This window comes from Thermosynechococcus sp. JY1331 (assembly GCF_031583475.1).
Classification (GTDB): Bacteria; Cyanobacteriota; Cyanobacteriia; order Thermosynechococcales; family Thermosynechococcaceae; genus Thermosynechococcus.
In genome coordinates this window covers 654,895-676,635 of sequence record NZ_CP134180.1, presented here as the reverse complement: position 1 = coordinate 676,635, position 21,741 = coordinate 654,895, and the positions used below count along the sequence as shown (strand labels likewise).

19 protein-coding genes are annotated in these 21,741 nt (G+C 52.9%); 11 read left to right on the top strand and 8 right to left on the bottom strand.

What is annotated here, in order from left to right:
- Window positions 1–268: 268 nt before the first annotated feature.
- From RHJ31_RS03145 to RHJ31_RS03135, 3 genes are all read left to right on the top strand, one after another.
- Complete coding sequence (locus RHJ31_RS03145) at window positions 269–1,405, top strand: ABC transporter permease (RefSeq protein WP_302677340.1); 1,137 nt, start codon at window positions 269–271, stop codon at window positions 1,403–1,405.
- A 47-nt stretch (window positions 1,406–1,452) separates the two neighbouring features.
- The gene (locus RHJ31_RS03140; protein ID WP_315862934.1) at window positions 1,453–2,628 is read left to right on the top strand and encodes a SpoIIE family protein phosphatase; all 1,176 of its coding nucleotides are present in this window, start codon (window positions 1,453–1,455) and stop codon (window positions 2,626–2,628) included.
- A gap of 73 nt (window positions 2,629–2,701) precedes the next feature.
- A complete protein-coding gene (locus RHJ31_RS03135) occupies window positions 2,702–4,120 on the top strand; it encodes a hypothetical protein (RefSeq protein WP_302677338.1) in 1,419 nt (472 codons plus the stop codon).
- On the opposite strand, the gene RHJ31_RS03130 is transcribed toward RHJ31_RS03135, so the two are convergent.
- From RHJ31_RS03130 to RHJ31_RS03120, 3 genes are all read right to left on the bottom strand, one after another.
- The gene (locus RHJ31_RS03130) at window positions 4,117–5,739 is read right to left on the bottom strand and encodes an MBL fold metallo-hydrolase (protein WP_302677337.1); all 1,623 of its coding nucleotides are present in this window, start codon (window positions 5,737–5,739) and stop codon (window positions 4,117–4,119) included. The genes RHJ31_RS03135 and RHJ31_RS03130 overlap by 4 nt on opposite strands.
- A 32-nt stretch (window positions 5,740–5,771) precedes the next feature.
- On the bottom strand, window positions 5,772–5,906 hold the full coding sequence (locus RHJ31_RS03125; protein ID WP_255451743.1) for a hypothetical protein: 135 nt from the start codon (window positions 5,904–5,906) through the stop codon (window positions 5,772–5,774).
- A gap of 64 nt (window positions 5,907–5,970) precedes the next feature.
- Window positions 5,971–6,786 carry an FAD-dependent thymidylate synthase gene (locus RHJ31_RS03120; protein WP_302677336.1) on the bottom strand — a complete coding sequence of 272 codons (816 nt, stop codon included), beginning with the start codon at window positions 6,784–6,786 and terminating at the stop codon, window positions 5,971–5,973.
- A gap of 136 nt (window positions 6,787–6,922) precedes the next feature.
- Here RHJ31_RS03120 and RHJ31_RS03115 point away from each other — a divergent pair, with 136 nt between their 5' ends.
- The 7 genes from RHJ31_RS03115 (at window position 6,923) to RHJ31_RS03085 (ending at window position 16,301) form a co-directional block, all read left to right on the top strand.
- Entirely contained in the window at window positions 6,923–7,558 is a 636-nt protein-coding gene (locus RHJ31_RS03115) for a Uma2 family endonuclease (RefSeq protein ID WP_302677335.1), read from the top strand.
- Window positions 7,559–7,713: 155 nt separating this feature from the next.
- The gene (locus tag RHJ31_RS03110) at window positions 7,714–8,544 is read left to right on the top strand and encodes an alpha/beta fold hydrolase (RefSeq protein WP_206200477.1); all 831 of its coding nucleotides are present in this window, start codon (window positions 7,714–7,716) and stop codon (window positions 8,542–8,544) included.
- A 3-nt stretch (window positions 8,545–8,547) separates the two neighbouring features.
- Window positions 8,548–9,882 (top strand): GGDEF domain-containing protein, encoded by a 1,335-nt coding sequence (locus RHJ31_RS03105; protein WP_302677334.1) that lies wholly within the window; start codon window positions 8,548–8,550, stop codon window positions 9,880–9,882.
- A 91-nt stretch (window positions 9,883–9,973) separates the two neighbouring features.
- A complete protein-coding gene (locus RHJ31_RS03100; protein WP_302677333.1) occupies window positions 9,974–13,165 on the top strand; it encodes an efflux RND transporter permease subunit in 3,192 nt (1,063 codons plus the stop codon).
- A gap of 58 nt (window positions 13,166–13,223) precedes the next feature.
- The gene (locus RHJ31_RS03095) at window positions 13,224–14,021 is read left to right on the top strand and encodes a phosphate ABC transporter ATP-binding protein (RefSeq protein WP_302677332.1); all 798 of its coding nucleotides are present in this window, start codon (window positions 13,224–13,226) and stop codon (window positions 14,019–14,021) included.
- Window positions 14,022–14,195: 174 nt separating this feature from the next.
- Window positions 14,196–14,840 carry an FHA domain-containing protein gene (locus RHJ31_RS03090; protein WP_302677331.1) on the top strand — a complete coding sequence of 215 codons (645 nt, stop codon included), beginning with the start codon at window positions 14,196–14,198 and terminating at the stop codon, window positions 14,838–14,840.
- A gap of 42 nt (window positions 14,841–14,882) precedes the next feature.
- Entirely contained in the window at window positions 14,883–16,301 is a 1,419-nt protein-coding gene (locus RHJ31_RS03085) for a protein kinase domain-containing protein (RefSeq protein ID WP_302677330.1), read from the top strand.
- A gap of 4 nt (window positions 16,302–16,305) precedes the next feature.
- On the opposite strand, the gene RHJ31_RS03080 is transcribed toward RHJ31_RS03085, so the two are convergent.
- From RHJ31_RS03080 to RHJ31_RS03065, 4 genes are all read right to left on the bottom strand, one after another.
- Window positions 16,306–17,445 carry a DUF4335 domain-containing protein gene (locus RHJ31_RS03080; protein ID WP_302677329.1) on the bottom strand — a complete coding sequence of 380 codons (1,140 nt, stop codon included), beginning with the start codon at window positions 17,443–17,445 and terminating at the stop codon, window positions 16,306–16,308.
- Window positions 17,445–18,047 (bottom strand): DUF3038 domain-containing protein, encoded by a 603-nt coding sequence (locus tag RHJ31_RS03075; protein ID WP_302677328.1) that lies wholly within the window; start codon window positions 18,045–18,047, stop codon window positions 17,445–17,447. The genes RHJ31_RS03080 and RHJ31_RS03075 overlap by 1 nt, the downstream gene beginning before the upstream one ends.
- A 9-nt stretch (window positions 18,048–18,056) precedes the next feature.
- On the bottom strand, window positions 18,057–18,260 hold the full coding sequence (locus tag RHJ31_RS03070; protein ID WP_149821311.1) for a DUF751 family protein: 204 nt from the start codon (window positions 18,258–18,260) through the stop codon (window positions 18,057–18,059).
- A 94-nt stretch (window positions 18,261–18,354) separates the two neighbouring features.
- Entirely contained in the window at window positions 18,355–18,891 is a 537-nt protein-coding gene (locus tag RHJ31_RS03065; protein WP_302677327.1) for an HD domain-containing protein, read from the bottom strand.
- Here RHJ31_RS03065 and RHJ31_RS03060 point away from each other — a divergent pair.
- The gene (locus tag RHJ31_RS03060) at window positions 18,872–19,303 is read left to right on the top strand and encodes a YcjF family protein (protein WP_302677785.1); all 432 of its coding nucleotides are present in this window, start codon (window positions 18,872–18,874) and stop codon (window positions 19,301–19,303) included. The two genes, RHJ31_RS03065 and RHJ31_RS03060, sit on opposite strands and share 20 nt — an antisense overlap.
- Window position 19,304: 1 nt before the next feature.
- Here RHJ31_RS03060 and RHJ31_RS03055 read toward each other — a convergent pair whose 3' ends face one another.
- Entirely contained in the window at window positions 19,305–21,593 is a 2,289-nt protein-coding gene (locus RHJ31_RS03055) for a hypothetical protein (protein WP_310445731.1), read from the bottom strand.
- Window positions 21,594–21,741 lie beyond the last annotated feature (148 nt).

Sequence of the window (21,741 nt, the reverse complement as noted above, 5' to 3'; positions counted from 1 at the left end):
TTGAAACACAAAGTATTTTTTTAACAATATGTTAGTTTGAAGCAATCAGTATAATCATATAGTGATACCGAATCTATTTAACAAGAAAAGGAATTTGATGTTAGTTTGTTAAGTTTTATTTATCACTTATTGATTTTTGAGTCAAATTTATCTATAGCATCATGCCTCTCTAAAAAGAGGGAAGACATGTCGGCATTGAGTCTGTCAGAGCAGCCCTAGGATAGCAAAAAGGCTGTATAGTGGCTGTACCCTAGCGGATGAGTGACGAATGACCCCTTGGCAAGCGTTGCGGCGCAACCCCTTAGTGATGGTCAGTTTGGGGGTGTTGCTGACGTTGTACCTGCTGGCGATCGCCGCGGATTTTATTGCTCCCTACAGTCCCTATACCTTTCAAGTGGAGGGTGCGCTGCTGCCCCCTACCCGCATTTACTGGCGCACCCCCAACGGTCAGTGGCTTGGCCCCCATGTCTATCCCACCCGCTTGGGGCCTGTGAACTTGGAAACAGGGGAACGTCCTCTGATTGTAGACTGGCAGGAACCGTCGCCGATTCGCCTCTTTGTCAAGGGCAGCCCCTATCGCTTCTTGGAAATTACCCTGCCCCTACCGACTCGCTGGAGTCTCACCAATCCACAAATTGAACCACGTACGATCTTTGCCGGGTTCCCCAGCGATCGCCATCTCTTTGGCACGGTGGGTAAGGGCTATCTGAATCTGTTGGGCACGGATGACCAAGGACGCGATCAGTTCAGTCGGCTGCTCTTTGGTGCCCGCATTAGCCTCAGTATTGGCCTAGTGGGGGTGGCGATCGCCTTCCCGATTGGCATTCTGGTGGGGGCAATTTCTGGCTACTTTGGCGGCTGGCTCGATGCCGTTTTGATGCGGGGCGTTGAGGTGCTGATGACGCTGCCGACCATCTATCTGCTGGTGGCTTTGGCGGCAGTACTCCCCACGGGACTCAGTAGTGGTGAGCGATTTTTGCTAATTACCGTAATCACATCCTTTGTGAGTTGGGCGGGGCTAGCACGGGTGATTCGCGGTCAGGTGCTGGGGATCAAAGAAATGGCCTTTGTCCAAGCGGCGCAGGTAATGGGGGGGCGATCGCTCTATATTATTGTGCGGCACATTATTCCCCAGACAGCAACCTACGTGATGATTGCCGCAACGCTCTCGATTCCCAGCTTTATTGTGGCGGAATCGGTACTCAGTCTCATTGGTCTAGGAATTCAGCAGCCGGATCCCTCTTGGGGCAATATGCTCTCGTTGGCAACGAATGCCTCAATCTTAGTGTTGCAGCCATGGTTAGTCTGGGCACCCGCCACACTGATTGTACTGACGGTGCTGTGTTTCAACATTGTTGGCGATGGCCTGCGGGATGCCCTTGATCCGAGGCAAACCCCAAAATAGCCAAGAGCCTTGGGATACACTAGGGGGAGATTTTGCAGGCTGAAGCTATGAGCGGCGATCGCCAGCCCTATCGAATTCTCGTCATTGATGATGACCCTACTAGCCGACTGCTGCTGCGCAAAACCCTAAAGGATCTGGGCTACCAGGTCTCGGTTGCTAGCCATGGCCGCGAGGGAATCGCGATCGCCACCGCTGAGAAACCCGCCCTGATCATCTGCGACTGGATGATGCCCGAACTGGACGGCCTAGAGGTGTGCCGTCAAATCAAGCAGGATCAGGAACTCTCCCGCAGTTTTTTTGTGCTGCTGACCGCCAAGGGGGAACTGGAGGATCGCATTCAGGGCTTAGATGCTGGTGCGGATGAATTCTTATCCAAGCCCATTGACCCCAATGAACTGCGGGCACGGATTCAGGCGGGTCTGCGCCTTTATCAACTTAACCAAGATCTGCTCAAGCAGAAACAACTCCTAGAGGCGGAACTGCACGAGGCTGCGGATTATGTGCGATCGCTCCTACCGGCTCCCCAAGAAGCCCCCTGCAAAATTAACTACTACTTTTTGCCGTCGAGTCAGTTGGGCGGCGATTGCTTTGACTTTTTTGGGGTGGGCGATCGCTATTTAGTGCTTTACATTCTCGATGTTTCAGGCCATGGCTTGGGGGCGGCTCTGCCTTCGGTCTCCGTCTTGAACCTCCTGCGCAGCACCACGCGAGAGCAAACGAGCGGCACATTTGACTATCGGCACCCTGCCCAAGTCCTCGAAGCCCTCAACAATGGCTTTCAAATGACGGATCAGCACGAGAAGTATTTCACGATTTGGTACGGCGTGTACGATCGCCAAACACGGCAGTTGACCTATGCCAGTGGTGGACACCCGCCGGCACTGCTCCTCACCCCTGAGGCTGATGGCTGGCGAGCGACTCTCCTCAAGACACCGGGCATTCCCATTGGCATGTTTGCTGACATGGCCTTTAGCCAAGCCACGATTGAAGTCCCCCCTTCGGCAGTTCTCTACCTCTTTAGTGACGGCATCTATGAGTTTGAAACAACCGACAATCGGGTTTGGGGTCTCGAAGCCTTTAGGGAGTTGCTCATTGCTGCCCACACCCAAGACCCTGTGCCGGCGCTGCCCCAGTTGATTGCCCAAGTGCAGAGCCATGCAGCGCCCGATGCCTTTGGCAGTGATGATGTTTCATTGGTGCAAGTGGCCTTTCCATCGGCTTAACTTTGCATCTGAGATTGCATAATGTGGCCTTTTCTGTGCAATATCCTAAGCAGTGGGAGAGTGAAAATGAGCTATGGGCGGATGGGAGTTTTTACTGCAAAAGGAGGGCGATCGTGCTTGGTTGCCCCTAGAACCACCCTCGGCGGAAGTTTTGGAGGGCAGTTACCGCTTGATGGCGCGCTGTCCGGTTGCCGAAACCTCGGTGGAAGTGCAAATTACCCATCTTTACGATGATCAGGGGGTGCCCAAGCAGCGCTACCAACGCCGCACCCACCGCAGCAGCTCCACAGGACTCATGGGTATTCTGCCCTTTACGTATTTGCAGGCGGGGCGTTGGGAATTTCAATGCCGTGTGGCCCAAGAGGGGGTGCTGGATGCAGAGGTGTTTGCGATCGCCCTTGATGTCCTTGCCCAAAGCGAAGAGTGGGATTTGCTGGCACCAGAAACCTTGCCTGCGGTTCCAGAGCAGCCGGTGAAAGCTGCCGACCCCCCTAAGCCGCAAGCACCCTCCCCTGCTGAGCTGCCCACGACGCTCATTGAGCTGCCCCAAAGTGCCTATACGATCTTTGCCGATGAAACGCTGGTTTTAGAGGGCACAGTTGCCGTTCCCGGTACGGTGGTGATTCGTTTGCGCAATCCCGTCACCCGCGATGTGGTGCAGGAGCACTCAGTGCCCGCGATCGCCCGCGAGGGGAAATGGGGGTTTCACTGTACACTCACCCCCTTGGCCGATTATCCAGTCATGGTGGGGGAAGCCCGCCTCCTGCCCAACCAACCCCTAGAGCACAGCGATCTTCGCCAAGTGCAAGCCTTTATGGTCACGGTGTTACCGGCACCGGAGATGCCTGCCGTTTCTGCGCCCCGCCAACCCGCCCCACCTAAGAGCGAAACACCCACTGGCCCGCAGTTGCCCATCTTAGGGGATAAGACTCTCGAACCTGTGCCAGTGAGCGGCTTTTCCCTACCGCCCCAACTGAAGCCTGTAAAAGCCCCTGTTGTCGTGGATTTGCCTAGCTTTTGCCAGCCCCTATCTGCCGTTACCGTGCCGCCACCTCGGGATTTGCCCATTGATCGCCAAGAGCGATTTTGGTCGCGATTGCAACAGTTAGCGGAATTAGCGCCCCCCGTTGAACCCACACCGCCAGTATCCACGAATCCTAAGAGTCCCTATCTATTGACCCCCCCCCAGCTCCTGCTGTCACCGGAGCCACTGGTATCGCCGCTGCACCTCAAGGTGAATTTGCCGGCAACACAACGGGGTTGCTCTGTGAAGGTGTGGATCACCAATGGCGAAACAGGAGAGTTAATTGCTGGCCCCCGCTGGCTCGTGGAGTTTGATTTTTATCGCTATGGGGACTACTGGCAAACCGTGCTTCACATTGACGTGCCCGCGAGTGTGCGTTCCATTGCCCTGATGGCGATCGCCATTGACCCCAAAACAGGCGCGGAAAGTCCGACGGTCACCCTGCGGCGACAGCTCCAAGGGGCCTAGCTTTCGGGTTCCGGCTGTGTTTCTGCCCGCTCAAAGGCTGGACAATAGCCCTCTGGTGCCACTTTGAAGTTGTAGAGCGCAGAAGCCTCGTTCCAGCAGCGCTGACCGCGATAAAACTGGCAATTAAAACAGCTCTCCTGATCGGGGGCGATCGGGGTCGATGTTCCACCCAGCACTTCCTTGGGGGTCATGCCGCGAATCAGCAACTGCTCCCCCTGCCATGAGGCAAGGACAAAGCCCGTATCCGCCAACCGTCGCCAGCGTGGATCTGTGGTAATAGAAGCGGGTAGGCGAATCATCGCTTCATCGTTCCACTCACTCACCTCCCCCTCATAGGCCAGTTGCACCAACGAACTCGGCGTCGAAAGCGTCAGTTGGCCAATGGGAAATTGAATCGTTGAGCCACTGGTGGGGGTGTGCAGATGGTAGCGGTTGCTCAATTCATTCAGGCTGGCTAAATCGGCAAGGTAGTTGGGGTCGCCGTGGATAAGCACCACATGCTGCGGGCGAATATTGTGAATCAGTTGCGTCGTTGCAGGGCCATCGGCATGGAGGGAAAGTAAAAACGTATCCACCTCTACATTGGGCAAGCTGGCTAAGGTAGGATCACCGCCCCGAAAAGGCTGACCATAGCGCAGACGTGGATAGAGTACCAGCCAAGGCCGTTTCCCCTGAGCTAGGTAGGGACGCAGGTCTTGATCCTCCTCCACAAGGACAATGGTGGGGGCTGCGCCTCGAATTTGCGCCAAATCGCTTAAGGGCTGCACTTGGGGTTTGACCCGCTGATCCCAAAAGAGGGACTGGTGTTGGGCAAAATTTTGAATGGCCGTGGGTAAATGGGGCAACACCGTGAGGTAGGCATCACAGCCGCGAGCGATCGCTGGCGTGACCCAAATTTGAATCGGCTGTCCCGTAAAAAGATGATGACTGCGCAGTAGGATGAGAATTTCTTGAGCAGTACCGAGGGGCGGCAGCGGCAGTAGGACATTGTAGCCTTGATCAACCGCCGTGCGGATGCGTTCTGCCAGTTGGTTTTCCTGTTGACGGCGGTGGGGATGACGCGCGGTGCCCAAGCTGGCCTCAATGATCAGCACATCCGGCTGCAATCCTCGCAGATCCGCAAGGGGTAGTCCTTCCGTAAAGCGAGTATGGGACAGGAAAAAATCCCCAGTATAGACCACGCTCAGGGGCGGTTGCTCTGGGTTGGGGTCTTGGTAGGTGAGGGCAAAAACAGCAGCCCCCGGTAAATGCCCTGCAGGAAAGAGTTCGGCGGTCAGGCCATCCCCAAACTCAACGGGCGATCGCCAAGGCAAAGCACGACAGAAAGGGGGAACCGTTTCATCCGGCCAATTGAGGGGCAAAAGCTGGGTCGTGACCTCACTGGCATAGATGGGAATATGGGGAAAACGGCGATGGAGTGCCAATAGACTCTGGGCATGATCCGCGTGGGCATGGCTACAGAGCACCAAGTCAAAGGGATGCTGTTCAATTTCATCAAGGGGCAAAACATCAAGGGACGGCACACCACAGTCCAGCAAAATCCGATAGGTGCCAATTCCTAAGCCAATGCACACCCCCTCATCTGCGTGACCCACCCCATAGTTGAGGCACTCGATCATGAATGACGAACAGTCACCCTCCTTGGTTAGCTTTAGTGAGCAGAACCGTTGCCGTGGTAGTTATCGGTGTCGTAGAAGCCATTGCGGGTGCCAAAGACCAAACACAGCACAATAAACACCGGCGTAATGGCCAGTAGAATGGGTTTCACGTTAATAGCAACGTCCATGGCTGCACTCCTCGCTCTTGTCAACTCAGTCAATGGTGTCTTCTGCTACTCAGTGTATCGTGGATCATTGGGGGGCATGTGCTGATTTTCTCTCCTCAAAGTAACGCAACTGCCGCCAACCCACAAAATTGGCATAGGGCTGGCGATCGCCCATGCATTCTGCCACGTGTTCTAGGGGCGACAGGTGCTTCGGTTCTGCCCCCGCCAAGCGTTGATAAAGCGCCAGATCAGAGGCGGGGTCACTGCGTTGGCCATCCCGCAGATAGTAGGACACCCGTGCACAGCGAGCCACGGACATGTACTTACACTCCTCAAGGCTATATTGCTCGCGCTCACTGGGATCGATATAGGGAAGGTGCCAATCCCCCACCGCCACGGGTGTCGGTTCATGGGTTTCCAGCAAATGCTGAATCAGCTTAGCCAAGGCTTGCATTTCGGGCTGGGCATCGGGGTGGTTGCGCAGGCGCAAAAAATTATCCCACTCCGTGCTACTCACCACCGTTTGCATCCACAGCCACGGCTCCAGCATGCGGTTCACCACCTGCTTGTGAATGCCTAGTTCATGGAGTTGGCGTGCCCCCTCAAGAACCGCGAGGCGAGTTTTCAGCCAAATTTCCTTGGCAGCCTCCTTATGTTCACTTTCTTGGCGCGCCTGCATCCCCCGCTGGTTTTTTCCCCAATGGTAAGGAATGACCGGGTTGTGTTCGACTTGCTCCATCATTTTGGCCACAGGCACCGCTCGCGAACTAGCGGAATTACGGGAAAACACGCGATGGGTGAGCAGTTCACTATGGATAAAACGCGGGTACGTCAGTTGCAGCGTCACCAAGCGCACCCCTGCTGGCGAAATTGAATCGGCAATCACACGCCCGTCTTGCATCTTTGTCTCGTCTGAATCTCTGCCTTTTCTAGGCTAGTGCAAGGGGAACACTGTCCGCGCGATTCGCAACCGCAAAGCGCGTCAACCTTGATGCTGTGGCACAGTGGAACTAGACCTGTTGTGGATATACCTTGCCATGTATGCGGTTGTTTCTCCAGCCAAAATTATTCTTCCCCCCGGCAGTGTCCTACGCATGCCCGGTACGTGGCAAGATTACTGTTGCCTCCGCAACAGCCGTGGCGATGGTTCGATTCCCCGCATCAAGTTTCGTCGGGGGGAAATTTTGCTCATGAGTCCCTTACCCCGTCATGGCCGCGAAGCGAATATCGTTGCCGATGTTGTCAAAATTTTGCTGGATAGTGAGGAGCGCAATTACGAAGCCTTTACGCCGATCACCATGGAGATTCCTGAGATGGGTGGCATTGAGCCTGACTATTGCTTCTATATTGACAACTGGACGGCAGCCGTCGGCAAAGACCGTATTGATTGGCAAACCGATCCGCCACCCGACTTGGTGATTGAAATTGATGTCACCACCTATACGGCGGCTGAGGACTACCTTCTTTATCGTGTTCCTGAAGTGTGGCTTTTTACGTCAACGGACTTGAGCATTTATGCTCTCGATGGCCAGACCTATGTCCCTCGATCCAAAAGCCGCTATTTTCCAGACATTAACTTAGTAGCGTTGATGAGTGCTGTCCTCGAAGAGGCGGCAACCCAAGGCACAGGGGCTGCGCTGCGACGGTTGCGGCAACGGTTCGCCGGTCAATAGCAAATTGTTAAAGATTTCTTTCTCAGGTGAATGGAGTTTTGTAAGATCATCTAGGTGCTATGTTTTTTCTAGTATTGCCCTTCAAGTTTCGAACTCAATTTATCCACTGAAAATTAAAAAAACTTAATTAATTGGCTGAGTAGTGCGAAACGTTTATGCAAATCACGCATCAAGTTGCTGGTCTTCCCGAGTCTCTCAAGCCATACGTCCAGATTGACCAGTGGGGGACAGTTCCCGTTGTTCTAGGACACGGTTTTGGTACCGATAAAAGCGCTTGGGATTACCTAATGCCTTTCTTCCCTGAGGGCTTCACCTATATTCGCTATGATCTTGCAGGCTGTGGCTCCGACGAAGACACGTTGCGCCGCTACGACCTGCAAAGACACAGTCATTTGTATGGTTATGCTGACGATCTCATTGAATTACTAGATAGCCTTGGTGTCCAATCCTGCATATATGTTGGTCATTCCGTCAGTTGCATGATTGGCGCAATTGCCGCGATCGCCAGACCTGACTTGTTTCGACGACATATCTGGCTCAACCCCTCCCCTTGCTATCTCAAAGATGAGAATTATCCCGGTACCCTCACCCCCGAAGACCTACAGGCCATTTATGACGCCATGGTCACCAACTACCAAACATGGGCTGCGGGTTTTGCTCCCCTGATGTTTGGCCTGACCGAGGATCACCGGCTAGCTGATTTTTCAAAAACCCTCTTTCGATTGCAGCCAAGTGTTGCATTGCGCACACTTCAGGTCATTTTTGATTCTGATACAAGGGCGTTTGTGGGCAAAGTCTTTCAACCCGTGCACCTCATTTTCAATCGTGACGACTTTGTGGTTCCCCAACCTGTGGCACTGTGGCTGCAGGGGAAACTGCCAAATAGTACACTTGATTGGATCGACGCGCGAGGCCATCTTCCCCACATGACTCATCCTGAGGCCGTTGGCTCTTTACTCAAAAAATATATAATCCATTCTGATTAGGGCATGCTCAAAAGTTTGCACGAACACCTCGCCCGCCAACTTCTCCCTACTCCCGATGCCATTACAGCATTTTGTCATCTAGTTGCTAATTGGTCGCAGTCTGAGCTTGTCTTAGCCTTAACAGTCGATGAACATGGCAATCGGGCAGAGATTATCACCACAACCAGCACCAGCCGATTTCCCAACGTCGAAATTATTGCTCCGTGGCCAGATTTGGTTGAGGAGGCTGTCATTGATATCACGCCTTTTCTAAAACTGCCTTCTATCTTTTTCTGCCTTTTGGATAAGGTTGAGCGAATCGTTTATATTCCCTGCGGTGAGCCAGAGCAGTGGCGGCAAGGGTTGCTATTGGTGAATCCCGTAGAGGGGCTGCTGTGCCAACTCGCAGAACAAAAAGGCTACATTGCAGCTCTTTACCGGCAACTGTTGGCTCATCATCGCCAACGGCAAAACAGCTTCATCTTTGAAGTGCAATTCCAAGATATTTTCGACACCGTGCCGCTGGGCTTGGTTTTGATCAAGGGGGATGGCTCTACAGCGATGGTTAATGCCTATGCCAGTCAATGGTTGCAACTGCCAGCCGGAAGCCATCCGGTTCAGATTGTTGCCGAGCACATGAAACAAGCACGCCAGAGATGCGATAACCGCGATGAGTTAACCAGAATTTTTCAAGGGCTGAGTGCCGATGCCAACTTTAGTGCAAAGGGGGAGTGTCTGATGGGCGAGAAAACCTTCCTCATTGATACCCACCCCGTGCGAGGCGACAGTCGGCTAGGGCGTGTGTGGATCGTTTCTGACATCAGTGATATGCGCCAGCGAGAGCAAGCACTTTTGGCCTTGGCTTGGTTGGATCCCTTGACTGGGGCGTTTAATCGCCGCTTTCTCTTGAGTCGGGTTGAGGCTTATCAGTCCCAAGCAGCGACAGGGGACGCGCTGCTAATCGTCATGATTTTCGACATTGATCACTTTAAGCGCATCAACGATACCTATGGGCATGATCAGGGCGATGTGGTTCTGCGCACATTGGCGGCAAGGACAAAGCAGGTGATAGAGGCCTGTAAAGATAGTATTTTGGTTCGCTGGGGAGGCGAAGAATTTGTGCTGTTGTTTTTTGCCACCAATGAAGACCATGCTAAATCCGTTGCCGAGGAACTTTGCGCTGTGGTGAGAAGCCAACCAATTGAACTAGGGGATCAGCAGTTTTTGACTGCAACCATTAGTTTGGGTGGCACGCTTTTTCGACCCGGTGAACAGGTGCTCAGTGACTCGATTCCTCGTGCGGATCAGGCCTTGTATAAGGCGAAACATGGGGGGCGCGATCGCTGGGTTTGGGCATGACACTTTACCCCACTGACTGGGATGAAAGCTCAGAAACGATTTGTTAGAGTAGCGGTGTCTAAAGGATGACTTGTACACCAGTTAAACTGATATGACCTCCCCACGGTTTAGTTTTAGCGGCTTGGCGGTGACCCGCCACATCGGCACCCTGATGCTGACCCTGACTGTCATTGTGTTGGCGGTCTTTATTCTCATGCGGCTGCAAGTGGATTTGTTGCCGGCGATTACGTACCCGCGCATTGGGGTACGGCTGGATATTCCGGGGGTGGTGCCTAGTGTTGCTGTTGAGGAGGTGACCAAGCCCCTTGAGGAAGCCCTGAGTCGCACGGAGGGAGTGGTGCAGGTCTATTCCCAAACCCGTGAAGGTCAAGTCAGTATTGATTTATTTTTTGAACCCGGTGGCGATGTCGATCAAGCCTTAAATGAAGCCACTGCTGCTTTTAATCGTGCCCGCAGTAGGTTGCCCGATATTATTGAGTCGCCGCGCCTCTTTAAGTTTGATCCGTCGCAATTGCCGGTCTATGAGTTTGCCCTAACCTCAGCAACCCTCAGTGGCCGTGAGTTACGGGTCTTTGCTGACGAAGATTTGGATCGAGAGCTGAGTGTTGTCCCCGGCGTGGCGGGAGTCGATGTCTCTGGGGGGACAACCGAAGAAGTGCGAATTCTGGTGGATCTGGATCGATTGCAGGCCACGGGGGTGGGGCTAAATCAAGTTTTAACTGCTTTGAGCGATCGCAACCAAGATGTCTCAGGGGGACGCATTCGCGGCCAAACGGCAGAACCCTTAACCCGCACAGTGGGACGGTTTCGCAATGCCGGTGAAATTGAGGAGGTGATGCTGACGGGTGCCAATGGTCAGCGAGTCTATCTGCGAGATGTAGCGCAAGTCATAGATGGCAGTGCCGAGCAACGGGTATTTGTGACCCTCAATGGCCAACCTGCCGTCAAAGTCAGTATTCTTAAGCAGCCGGAAGCCAATACGGTGGAAGTGGCTGATGGTATCAAGCGCCGTTTAGCCGAGTTACAGGCAGCCAATCTCGTGCCCCGCGATGCGCAGATCATTCCTGTCCTTGATGAGTCGGTTTATATCCGCAACTCCCTGAACAATGTGATCACGGCAGGCCTGACGGGAACCCTGTTGGCGGCGATCGCGGTACTGCTGTTCCTTGGCTCGGTGCGGCAAACCCTGATTATTTTGCTGGCCATTCCCCTGTCAACGATGGCCGCGATGTTGCTGATGGGGCTATTTAACTTCTCCCTCAATGTGTTTAGCTTGGGTGGACTCGCCCTTGGGGTTGGCATCGTTGTGGATAACGCCATTGTGATGTTGGAAACCTTGGCGGATATTGACCCCCACCACATGAGCCAAGAACAGTACCTTGAGGAGGTAAAACGGCGTAGCCAAGGCATCGAATCAGCGCTTTTGGCCTCTACCCTCACTAACTTGGTCGCTATTTTGCCCTTTTTGTTGCTGGGGGGCTTGATTGCGCTGCTCTTTAATGAGTTGATTCTAACGATTAGTTTTGCGGTTGCCGCATCGCTGCTGGTGGCACTCACGGTCGTGCCGGCCTTGGCCTCCCGCCTTTTGGGGGTGCCGGTGCAAAATCGCCTACGGCAGGTCGCGTTTATTCGCCTTTTTAATGAAAAGTTCCTCTGGCTGACGGGGCGCTATGAATGGGCCTTGGGGCAGGTGCTACGGGCACGCTGGCTGGTGGTGGGGCTGGCGATCGCCCTTCTAGGGGGAGGCAGTTGGCTTTTGGCTCAGCAAATTCCCCAAGAACTGCTGCCGCGCATTAATACGGGTCAAGTCAACCTCATGGCCATTTTTCCACCGGGAACCCCCCTGCCCACCAGTCGGCGGGTCATGGCGGCAGTGGATCAGGTGCTGATGGCACAACCGGGCACAGAGGCCGTCTTTACCACAACGGGGGGTGCCCTCTTTGGCACGAATACAATTGCCAATCCGCTGCGAGCTAATAGCAACATCATTCTACGGCGTGGGGTGAATGTGGATCGCTACATTACAGAAGCAACAAAAGCCCTTGATCAACTTAACCTCGTGGGGGTGCGGCTGCGCTTGAGTCCCGGCCAAGTGCGCGGCATTATTCTCACCAACTCACCTGTACGCGGTGCCGATGTGGATGTGATGCTGCGGGGCAGTGATGAGCAGACCCTCAACCGCTTTGGTCGCCAAGTCCTCCAAGTCCTTGATGAAAAGGCCACATTGGTGCGCTTTCGTCCCGATGTAGATCCTCGCCAGCCAGAAATTGAAATTCTGCCGGATTGGGAGCGCGTCAGTGAACTGGGGCTGAATACCCTCAACCTTGGCCAGACGATTCAAACCGCCTTGGAGGGGTTTGTGCCCACCCGCCTGCAACGGGGCGATCGCCTAGTGGATATTCGTGTCCAACTGGACAGTGAAAGCATTCAAACGCCCGCTGACCTGACAACGATTCCCCTTTTTACCGCCAATAACCGTCCCCTCCGCCTTGGGGATGTCGCTCGCATCGAACCCAGTCAAGCCCCCGGTGAAATCCGCCGCATTAACCAGCAGCAGGTCTTTATGCTAGCGGGCAATCTTGTTGAAGGTGCCAGTCTCAGTGCTGCCCTTGCCCAAGTGAATGACATTCTCAACGATCTGGAGTTTCCGCCGGGGGTGTCCCTAATGCCAAGTACGGCGGCTCAAGCCAATCAGCAATTGCAACAGGCCTTAGTGGTCTTGGGTAGTTTGGCGGCCTTTCTCGTGTTTGTGGTCATGGCGGTACAGTACAATTCGCTGCTTGACCCCCTAGTGATTATGTTTACCATTCCCTTGGCCTTGGCCGGTGGCATTTGGGGCTTGTACCTGACACGGACGGCCATTGGCGCCACGGTCATTGTCGGTGCCATTTTGCTTGTGGGGATTGTCGTCAACAATGCCATCATCATGGTGGAGTTGGCGAATGAGATTTACCGACAGGAGGGCTGTAGCCGTAGCCAAGCCATTCGCAAAGCTGCCCCTGCCCGTCTGCGCCCGATTATGATGACCACGATTACAACGGTGGTGGGGATGTTCCCCTTGGCATTAGGGCTAGGTGAAGGCTCAGAATTTTTGCAGCCCCTTGGCATTGTTGTGTTTTCTGGCTTGGCTGTGGCAACACTGCTCACCCTCTTTCTTATTCCCTGTTTTTATGTGATTCTGCACGGCTTTGAGCGTATCGCCCAGCGCAGTCTTCCTGAGCCATTACCAGCACCAGTCGTTCCCCCCACGAGTCCCTCCCCTGAGGAGCTTCAGGAACGCTAAGCTGTAGGCCAACATTACTGTTTAGAGTGGTAGTGACGCCTCTGCCCAAGTCCTGCCGATGACTGCTGTTGACCCGCTTGCCGTTGGCCAACATACTCTCCTTGAGGTACGCCAACTGAGCGTGTTTTACCGCAATCAACCGCTGCTCAGCAATGTCAGCCTCACGATTCAGCCGCGCCAACTGGTGACCTTGATCGGTGCCTCTGGGTCTGGCAAGAGCCTACTGTTAAGCTGTTTGAACCGCTTGATTGAACTTTTTCCAAATCTCCATGTGACTGGCGAAATTCACTATCGGCAGCACGCCCTCAAGGAGTGGAATGCGTTGCAACTGCGCTGTCGTATGCCGATGATTTTCAGCAGACCGAGTCTCTTTCCAACATCAATCTATGAAAATGTTGCCTTTGGTGCTCGGGTGCATGGCTATCAAGGGGATCTCGATGCCCTTGTGCAATCTTCCTTGGAACAGGTGAATCTGTGGCAAACTCTGAAGAATCATTTGGGCGAGCCGGCACTAGAGCTATCCCTAGAGCAGCAACAACGCCTTTGTCTGGCACGGGCGATCGCCTTGCAACCGGAGATTCTGTTACTGGATGACCCCTGCAGGGGGCTTGATACTACTGCGACCCGCCGCATGGAGGAGTGTCTGTGCCACCTCAAACAAACCTACACCCTGATCATGGCAACCCATCACCTACGACAAGCAGCGCGGATTTCCGACTGGACAGCCTTTTTAGCCCTGCAAACCAATCCTCAGGGACAGACAGTGGGTCAACTGATTGAGTACGCTCCCACGCGCTTACTTTTTCAAAGGCCACAGCATCCCTTAACCTGCGATTATGTCAGTGGTCGTTTCTAATCATTCTCACTGAGCAGCAGTTTGGCAATGAACCCGTATAGAATTGGGGTGTAAAAGCTAACCTAAATATAGAGGCAGCTAGCTTTTTTAGCTTTACTCTGGGAAGTAGAGAGAAACGATGGGTACCTTAATCTTAGGTTGGTTGGATCGGCAGTGGCATAGGACATCATTTCTATGATGATCTGTTCCGAGTGTTTCCATCCCAATCCCGTTGGTGCTGTTCAATGTGAAGCGTGCTTTTCGCCCATGCCCAGTATGACTCCTTGTCCAAATTGCGGTGCCCCAGTTCAACCAGACGCTAGTTTTTGTGGCCAGTGTGGCTTCAATCTGCGTCGCCTTGCCGTCAGTGCACCCCCAATGCCAGAGGTAATGCAACACACAGCCAGTGCTGCACCAACCGTGGAAGCCGTTGCCCATCAAGGCCGCCTGACAACGCTACCCCCGCCGCCCCCACCACCGGCCCATGTCTTCTCGGTTGAGATTGCCACCATTGAAGCCAAGCTGATTCATGTGCAAACTCGCACAGAACTGCAAATTCCCACAGGGCGTCCCGTCATTCATATTGGCAAGCCCAATGATCGGATTCCCCCCGATATTGATGTGGCTGGCTTTCCCAACTCAGAAATTGTCTCCCGTATCCACGCAGATCTGCGGATTGAGGGGAATGCCCACTATATTGAAGATGTGGGAAGTGCTAATGGAACTTACATTAACAATACTCCCCTTTATCCGGGCAATCGTCACCGCCTGCAATCGGGCGATCGCATTGCCTTAGGCAAGGGAGATTTAGTCACTTTTATCTATGAACGCATCTCCTAGTTCTTTAGAGTGTATTCAGGTACGAAGAGGCGGTTAGACAACGTGATTACATTGACATTACTCCATCCCGTTCAAGCCACCCCAGTCCAAAGCTGGACCTTTGAGAATGAAAATGTCATCCGTATTGGCCGAGCAGTCGATAATCACGTCGTGCTCTATAGCGCGGTGGTGTCGCGTCACCATGTAGAACTCCGTCGTAATGGCTTGCAATGGGAAGTGGTCAATCTTGGCACCAACGGCACCTATTTGGATGGCAAACGTATTCAACAGGCAACCTTGATGGATGGTGGCATCCTGCGTTTGGCTCGCTCTGGACCCAATATTCAAATTCGCCTCGGTTCTGATCAGCGTCCCGCCACTCCCAATGCCCGCATGGAAACGGTGCCCGAAGGTCGCTTGGTGGATGTTGAGAAGGGCACCTATTCAGGGGAAGAAGAAGCCATCGGTACAGCCGCCGAACCCACCTCCCGTGCTGAAGAAAGCACCCCCACCACCAGTAGTAGCAGTGCCACCGCCCAAGCGGAGGAAGAGGCTGAGTTTGCGGTGACAGGCCAACTACCGGTTCATTTACTCAGCGAGTGGCGTGCTCCCCCCGATTGCCAGCACAACCATGCCCAAGAGAACGATGTTTTTTGCATTGACTGCGGTGTGCCTCTGCGCGTCTGGAAAACCCTCGGCAACTACCAGATTATTCGTGCCCTTGGTCAAAGCAACATTTATTTGGGCTGGCGCAGTGGCTTAACGGCAGTGATTAAGGGACATAGTCTTGCGGCGTCACGCAACGAAATCCGTGCCTTTCAGCGCCAAGCGCGGCAATTGTGCAAAATCGAGCATCCGGTCTTACCCCAGTTTTGGGAGGCCTTTCAGTGCGGCAGCGATTCCTACTTGGTCTCAGAAATGATCTATGGCCAATCCCTAAAACAGCGGATTCAGGATCAAGGGCCAATGAACGTGATTGAGGTCAGTCGTTGGCTGATTCCTGTGTGTGAATTGCTTGAGGTGCTGCACCAGCAAGCCCCCCCTGTGTTGCATTTACACATTCGTCCCTCCAATCTCATTCATCCCTACGTTAAACGGGAAACAACAGAACTCGTGCTTGTGGGCTGGGGCAAAGCATCCGTCTTAACCTCTGACTCAGGGACATTTATTGGGACAGTGGGCTATTCGGCGCCAGAACAGCAGGAGGGAAAACCCGAACCCGCTTCCGATCTATTTGCCTTGGGGGCAACGATGGTGTACTTGCTCACGGGCTATGAACCAGAAACCTATTTCCGCTGGGGCACCCGTGAATATCGTCTCTATGCCGAGGACATTCCCCATTTGGATCCGCTGATGGTGGATTTAATTAACTGCTTGACCCATCCTGATCCTCGGGAACGCTATCCCAACGCCGCCGAAGTCAAGAAACGCTTGCAGGAAATTGCGACGATTACCCCCGCCGTCTCTTCAAGTGCCTCATAGAACATCAATTTTCACCAAACACTTGCACGCTTCCAGAGGGCATCAACACTAACCGCAGTAAAATCGGGCGATCGCCCCCCAAGGGACTGGCAAGGGGGCTTTGCTGTAAAGGAATTGGGGTGCGATCAATAAAGCGAACGGCTGCACCATTGAGGGGCAGCGCTTGAGCAAGGGTGCCATCGGGGTTGAGCACAATGCGGTATTCCAAACTCGTGTCTAAACTGGCCGGTGGGCGCCAACGGTCTTGAAAATAGGTTTTCACCTCCCGCAGGGTGGTTGCAGGGACGGGGGTGGTTTCGGCTGGAGGGGTGATCATTGGGGCAGGTTCAATACTGGCGGGCGCGCGGCCAGCGGGAGCTTGCACCACCACGTTATTTTGATCAGGGGGTTGCGGGGGAGGTGCCTCTTGGGGAACAGGGGGCGGGGGTGGCACGATCGCGGGGGGCGGCATTTCTGGCGGTGAGGGCAGCGGCACAAGGGTAGATGTTTCAGGGGCAGCTGGCGGCGGGCTAGGTAGGGGAGCCAGTTGTGGGGTTTCCGCAGGTTCTGGCAATTCTGGCAAAGGGGATGGCATCGCTAGGGGAGGCAAGTTAGGTTCCTCACGGGTGGCCTCAGAGGAAGTGACGACCATTGAAGCGGGGGGGATGAGCCAACGTTGGGTAACAAGGGTGAAGGCAGCAACCACACCCACGGCCACCGCTGCACTTTTGGCCCAGATTGGGATTTGAGCAACAATTGATTGGGCGCGCTCCACCAGTTCCGGCAACGGCTCCATCACGGCAGACCAGTCATCAAGAACCGTCACCAAATCGTATAGTTCTGTCAGTTGCAGAAGAATTACCCGCCCATCGGGTAGATGGAGTTCATGTTCGAGGGGCGATCGCGATCGCAGGACAAAGCCCTCTGCGGTTACTTCTGTCGGTGTTTGGTGATGACTCAGGAAAGCCTCAATATACTCGTTGACCAGCGTTTTGAGTTGATAGAGCTGGCGATCGTTGCCCTCAAAGCAGAGTTTTTCTCCGACAGCCAGTGTAAAGTGGAGCGATCGCACCGGCGCACGGCGCCGCTTCTGACTGAAGGGCAAAAATTCAGCAGCAACATCCAATTGGCAGGTGGGTTGAGAGTAGCTGAGGGTGGTACTCATTAGACATCGGAATGGGGAAACAGGGTGGGCAATTCAGGAGCTGGTGCAGGTATTGGTTCAGGTTCCACCAACGATAGTGAGGGGGGCGCGGGAGTAGTGCGTTCTAGCAGGGTGATCCAAAGGCGACGTGCCCCTTGGGGCGTACTGTAAAAGAGCAAATCCACGAGTAAATCTAAGGCCAGTTGTGCCAATTCACGACCATCGCTGCTGTTGTCGGCCATTCGCTCTTGATACAAATTGGTGAAGCGGTCAATGTAATCCCCGAGAATGGGTTCTAAGTGGGGCGGGCGACCTTGACTCGTCTGCTGTTGCCAGCGTTCAATGGCGGTGCGGATGGTTTGCTGGTGTTGCTGCGCTAAGCGGGTGCAGATCAAGGCCAAGGCACGGGCTTCATCCACATCCAATTTGCGTCGCCCATTACGACCTCGCCGCAGGGGACTTGATTGCCGCAGTCGCCATAACCCCACGCGATCGGGCAAATAGGCCTCAAACCCCATGACTTCTGCCAATGCTAGTACCTCTGCCGAACCCACATGAGCCAAGGCTTCGAGACTCAGCAAAATCAGGTCAATTTGTGCCTTGATGGGCAGGGAAGAGGTCATCGTGCCACCTTATGCAGCGGTTAAACCCAACATTGCGCGTAACGTCAATGCCACAAATGTGAGGAGTCCCACCATGAGGCCAATAAGGGCGATCGCGCTCAGCGGACGCTTCAAAAGAGGCACCAATGGCTCAACGACATTCCACACTACGCCCAAGAGAACCGTAACAAAGTACCGTTGGTAGCGCAGGACATTTTCCCAAAAGCCATCCATTGATTGATGCTCCTAACTTGGTGACGCCAGTGGGCTTGAAATTGCTTTCATGATACTACTCCTGCGGAGACTCTAGGGAAGCAACACCCTTGGCCTATACCATAGGCACATAACTAGACGGCAGTACAAAGCTCTCCCGACTCACAACGGCACGGGTCAGTTCTTGGTAGGTGTGTTGCAACTGCTCTAACAGGCCTAGAGGAATAAGATGAGCACCCTCAAAGGCAGCAATCAACTCGCGGTAGTACCAAAGAACCCCCTCTCGACCCGCCCGAAAACGTGCCCAAACATCACCACCAATGTTGCCATAGTCTCTAAGAATGCACAGTAGGTTGTGCAATTTATCACTGGCGGAGACCAGTTGAGTGTCGCGATCGGCAGTGGTGCCCTGTTGGATGTGTTTGATATAGGCTAGTTTGCGAGTTGCCCAAGGCAATTTTGCATCTCCTTCTAGGGTATTGGCCACTGAATCAGAACAGGCGCGGACAATTGCAGCAACGCGATCGCCATAACGCTCACGAATAGCCTCTAGGGTCAGCAGTCCCCCTTGATCTTCAACAGCATCATGGAGCAAGCTGGCGATCGCCCTCAACCCTGTTACCGTGCTCGATATGGTCAGCAGTGCCGTCATTGACTTGACCACGATTCAACTACTCTCGCGCCTCTACGGCATTGAACTCACAGAAGCAGGCGCCAGGGAGCTATTACAAACAATCGCCCTCGCCATGGGCAGCATCAGTTTAGGGGAATTTGCTGTCAACTTAGGACTCAGTTCCCTCAAGGGACTGTTGGGATTAGCTACACCCATGAGTGGCGGCATTGCCTTTGGCCCTTACCTCTCAGTCGCCATGACCCAAGCGGGGATTGCTGGCTTTGCCTCCTATACGATGGGACAAGTAGCCAAAACCTACTTTGCCAACGGCGCAGGCTGGGGAACTGCTGGGCCGAAAACCGTAGTGCAACAAATCCTCAGCCAGTTGGATCAGCGCCATATCCTCAATCGGCTGAAGTCAGAAATTCAGGCTCATTTGAATTTAGCTTAGTCTAGTGTTTAGTGCATTCTTGCAAGCGTTTGGTGGCTGCTCGCTTTACTTCTGCGTGAATATCCTGACTGAGAGCCTGCAAAAGATGGCTAGGGCATTGGGGGTTATTCACTATGGCTAATCGCACTTGCCAGTCTTGGTCATTAGCCAAAGTCTCTAGCAGGTGGGATAAGAATCCTACTCGTTCTGCGATTGCTCGCCTTACCTGACTTTCCTTATCTTGGGTAAGAGTAGCTAAAATTTGAGGAGGACACTTCGGGTTTTTCACTACAAGTTCGCGCACAACCACATCTGGATGTTTAGCAAAAGAGCATAAAATCTGCTCAGAACACTCCGGATTGCTAATGACTGCTCGCCAAACTTCACGACAGCTATCTTGGGCTAGGGCTAACAAAATGTTGGCAGGACAATCGAGTCGCTTAGCTACTGCTGCTCGAACATGGGCATCCTGATCTACCGCTAGCTTCTCTATGAGTGATAAGGGACAATTCAAACTGCTAGCAACTGCTTGGCGCACGTGCCAATTAGTATTCTGAGATAAACCCTCAAGAAGAGAGGGGGGACAATTGGTATGATGAGCAACTGCCAAATACAAGCTCAGCTTCTCATCGTCAGTCAGAATCTGAAATGGATGGGGGGTAGATACATTTCCACTCGCTATCACTGTATCTAAAGGCTGATGCGCACCTTTAACTAATACCTCTAAAAGATTGGGAGGGCAATTCGGATTTTGAATAGCGGCTAAGCGTACTCTAGCAGAGGTATCAGCGGCTAATATCTCTAGGACAGAAGGTGAACAATTCAGGTGCCGAGCAATAGTCTTGCGGACAAACCAAGAGTCACTCGTCTGAGCACCTATAGCCAATGTCTGCGGTGGACAGTCTGGGCGCTGGACAACAGCTAGTTGAACGTTAATGTCTTTATCTTGAATAAGAGTGTGTAGCACTTCAGACCAAAAGGGCAGGGTTCTGACTACCTGTAACCGCATCCTTTGATCTGGATCTTTCGCTAATGTTCTCACCAAAGCCTCAGACCATCCCTTGGAACTTTTAATCACCCAATTGGCTACTTTTTCTTTGAGAAAAAATGGTAACCACCTTAAAAAAGAATAGATGTATTTCTGTAGAAACCGATCCAAAAGAATAGTTTTTTCCTGATTGAGCATCGCTTCCCAAAGCTGATGAGGACACTGTGGATTCCTTGACACCTCTAACCATAAAAACCGTTCTCTTGCTAGAATTTCTATAGCAGTAGAAGGGCAGTTTACATTTTCAGCAACTGCTTGTCGTACTTGCCAACAAATATCTTGGGAAAGTCTTTCTAACAAATGTGCTGGACAGTCAGATCGCTGTGCAATAGACTGACGCACTTCACTGCTCTTATCTTGGGCAAGCGTCTCTAGAAGATAAGAAAGACATTGAGGATGACTAGCAGTAGCCTGACGCACTTGCCATGAGCTGTCCTTGGCTAGATTCTCTAAAACAGATAGGGGACATTTGGGATGTTTGGCAATAGCTTGACGCACTCTCCAATGTTGATCCTTTCCTAGCTCCTCAATAATCCAAAGAGGACAATATCTGCACCCAGCAAGCAACCGTTTTACAAAGAGAGAAAAACCCAGTAAACTTAAGTTTCTGTTTAGTATTTGGTGAAGAATAAAAACTCGTCTGTCATGTTCAAAAGTCTGCTTCAGGCTAAGGGGGCATTGAGCATTTCGAGCGACAGCTATACGTACCTGCCAGTACTGATCCTTAACAAGCTGAGCTAGGATAGTTTCGGGACAGTTGGGATGGGCGGCAACAGTGGCTCGTACTTGCCAGTAGTCATCCTGTGCTAGCTGCTCAAGGGAAGAAGAGGTAAGTTTTTGCAGATTGCTAGCAGCAGCCTGCCGCACTTGATAGTATTGATCTTGAGCAAAGCGGTTGAGAATGGCGGGGGGACATTGAGGATGAGCTGCGACCTGCTGACGCACCTGAAAATAGCTATCCATTGCCAGTGTTTCAAGACAGATTTGAGGGCAATTAGGATTGGCAGCAACTGCTCGTCGGACTCGCCATTCAGTATCTTTAGCCAAGGTTTCCAAGAGTAAAGGTGAACATTCCGGATTTGTTGCTGCTGCTTGACGCACTTGCCAGTGAGTATCTCTAGCTAGGGTCTCTTGAAGGAATATAGGGCAATCATGCTGGTGAACAATCCAGCGTTTGAGGAAGCTAGGTATAAAAACAGATTCGAGGTGGGTAGCAGTAAACTCAAACAGAATTTTTCTGCGCATAGCTTCTAGGAAAGACATGATCTTCAGAACATAGAAGTTCTACTTTTTTTGAGGATAGACGATCCTTTGTCACTATCGCAAAGTCTGATACAGCTCTTTTGACAAGGATAGAAGACACACAAAACCGCACAAGTCACCCTAGAAGAGGATGACATTCATTTTATGT

Excerpts from the sequence above, each read along its gene's own strand:
- RHJ31_RS03145 (WP_302677340.1), top strand. The coding sequence starts at position 269 with ATGACCCCTTGGCAAGCGTTGCGGCGCAACCCCTTAGTGATGGTCAGT.
- RHJ31_RS03140 (WP_315862934.1), top strand. The coding sequence starts at position 1,453 with ATGAGCGGCGATCGCCAGCCCTATCGAATTCTCGTCATTGATGATGAC.
- RHJ31_RS03135 (WP_302677338.1), top strand. The coding sequence starts at position 2,702 with ATGGGCGGATGGGAGTTTTTACTGCAAAAGGAGGGCGATCGTGCTTGG.
- RHJ31_RS03130 (WP_302677337.1), bottom strand. The coding sequence starts at position 5,739 with ATGATCGAGTGCCTCAACTATGGGGTGGGTCACGCAGATGAGGGGGTG.
- RHJ31_RS03125 (WP_255451743.1), bottom strand. The coding sequence starts at position 5,906 with ATGGACGTTGCTATTAACGTGAAACCCATTCTACTGGCCATTACGCCG.
- RHJ31_RS03120 (WP_302677336.1), bottom strand. The coding sequence starts at position 6,786 with ATGCAAGACGGGCGTGTGATTGCCGATTCAATTTCGCCAGCAGGGGTG.
- RHJ31_RS03115 (WP_302677335.1), top strand. The coding sequence starts at position 6,923 with ATGTATGCGGTTGTTTCTCCAGCCAAAATTATTCTTCCCCCCGGCAGT.
- RHJ31_RS03110 (WP_206200477.1), top strand. The coding sequence starts at position 7,714 with ATGCAAATCACGCATCAAGTTGCTGGTCTTCCCGAGTCTCTCAAGCCA.
- RHJ31_RS03105 (WP_302677334.1), top strand. The coding sequence starts at position 8,548 with ATGCTCAAAAGTTTGCACGAACACCTCGCCCGCCAACTTCTCCCTACT.
- RHJ31_RS03100 (WP_302677333.1), top strand. The coding sequence starts at position 9,974 with ATGACCTCCCCACGGTTTAGTTTTAGCGGCTTGGCGGTGACCCGCCAC.
- RHJ31_RS03095 (WP_302677332.1), top strand. The coding sequence starts at position 13,224 with ATGACTGCTGTTGACCCGCTTGCCGTTGGCCAACATACTCTCCTTGAG.
- RHJ31_RS03090 (WP_302677331.1), top strand. The coding sequence starts at position 14,196 with ATGATGATCTGTTCCGAGTGTTTCCATCCCAATCCCGTTGGTGCTGTT.
- RHJ31_RS03080 (WP_302677329.1), bottom strand. The coding sequence starts at position 17,445 with ATGAGTACCACCCTCAGCTACTCTCAACCCACCTGCCAATTGGATGTT.
- RHJ31_RS03075 (WP_302677328.1), bottom strand. The coding sequence starts at position 18,047 with ATGACCTCTTCCCTGCCCATCAAGGCACAAATTGACCTGATTTTGCTG.
- RHJ31_RS03070 (WP_149821311.1), bottom strand. The coding sequence starts at position 18,260 with ATGGATGGCTTTTGGGAAAATGTCCTGCGCTACCAACGGTACTTTGTT.
- RHJ31_RS03060 (WP_302677785.1), top strand. The coding sequence starts at position 18,872 with ATGGTCAGCAGTGCCGTCATTGACTTGACCACGATTCAACTACTCTCG.
- RHJ31_RS03065 (WP_302677327.1), bottom strand. The coding sequence starts at position 18,891 with ATGACGGCACTGCTGACCATATCGAGCACGGTAACAGGGTTGAGGGCG.
- RHJ31_RS03055 (WP_310445731.1), bottom strand. The coding sequence starts at position 21,593 with ATGTCTTTCCTAGAAGCTATGCGCAGAAAAATTCTGTTTGAGTTTACT.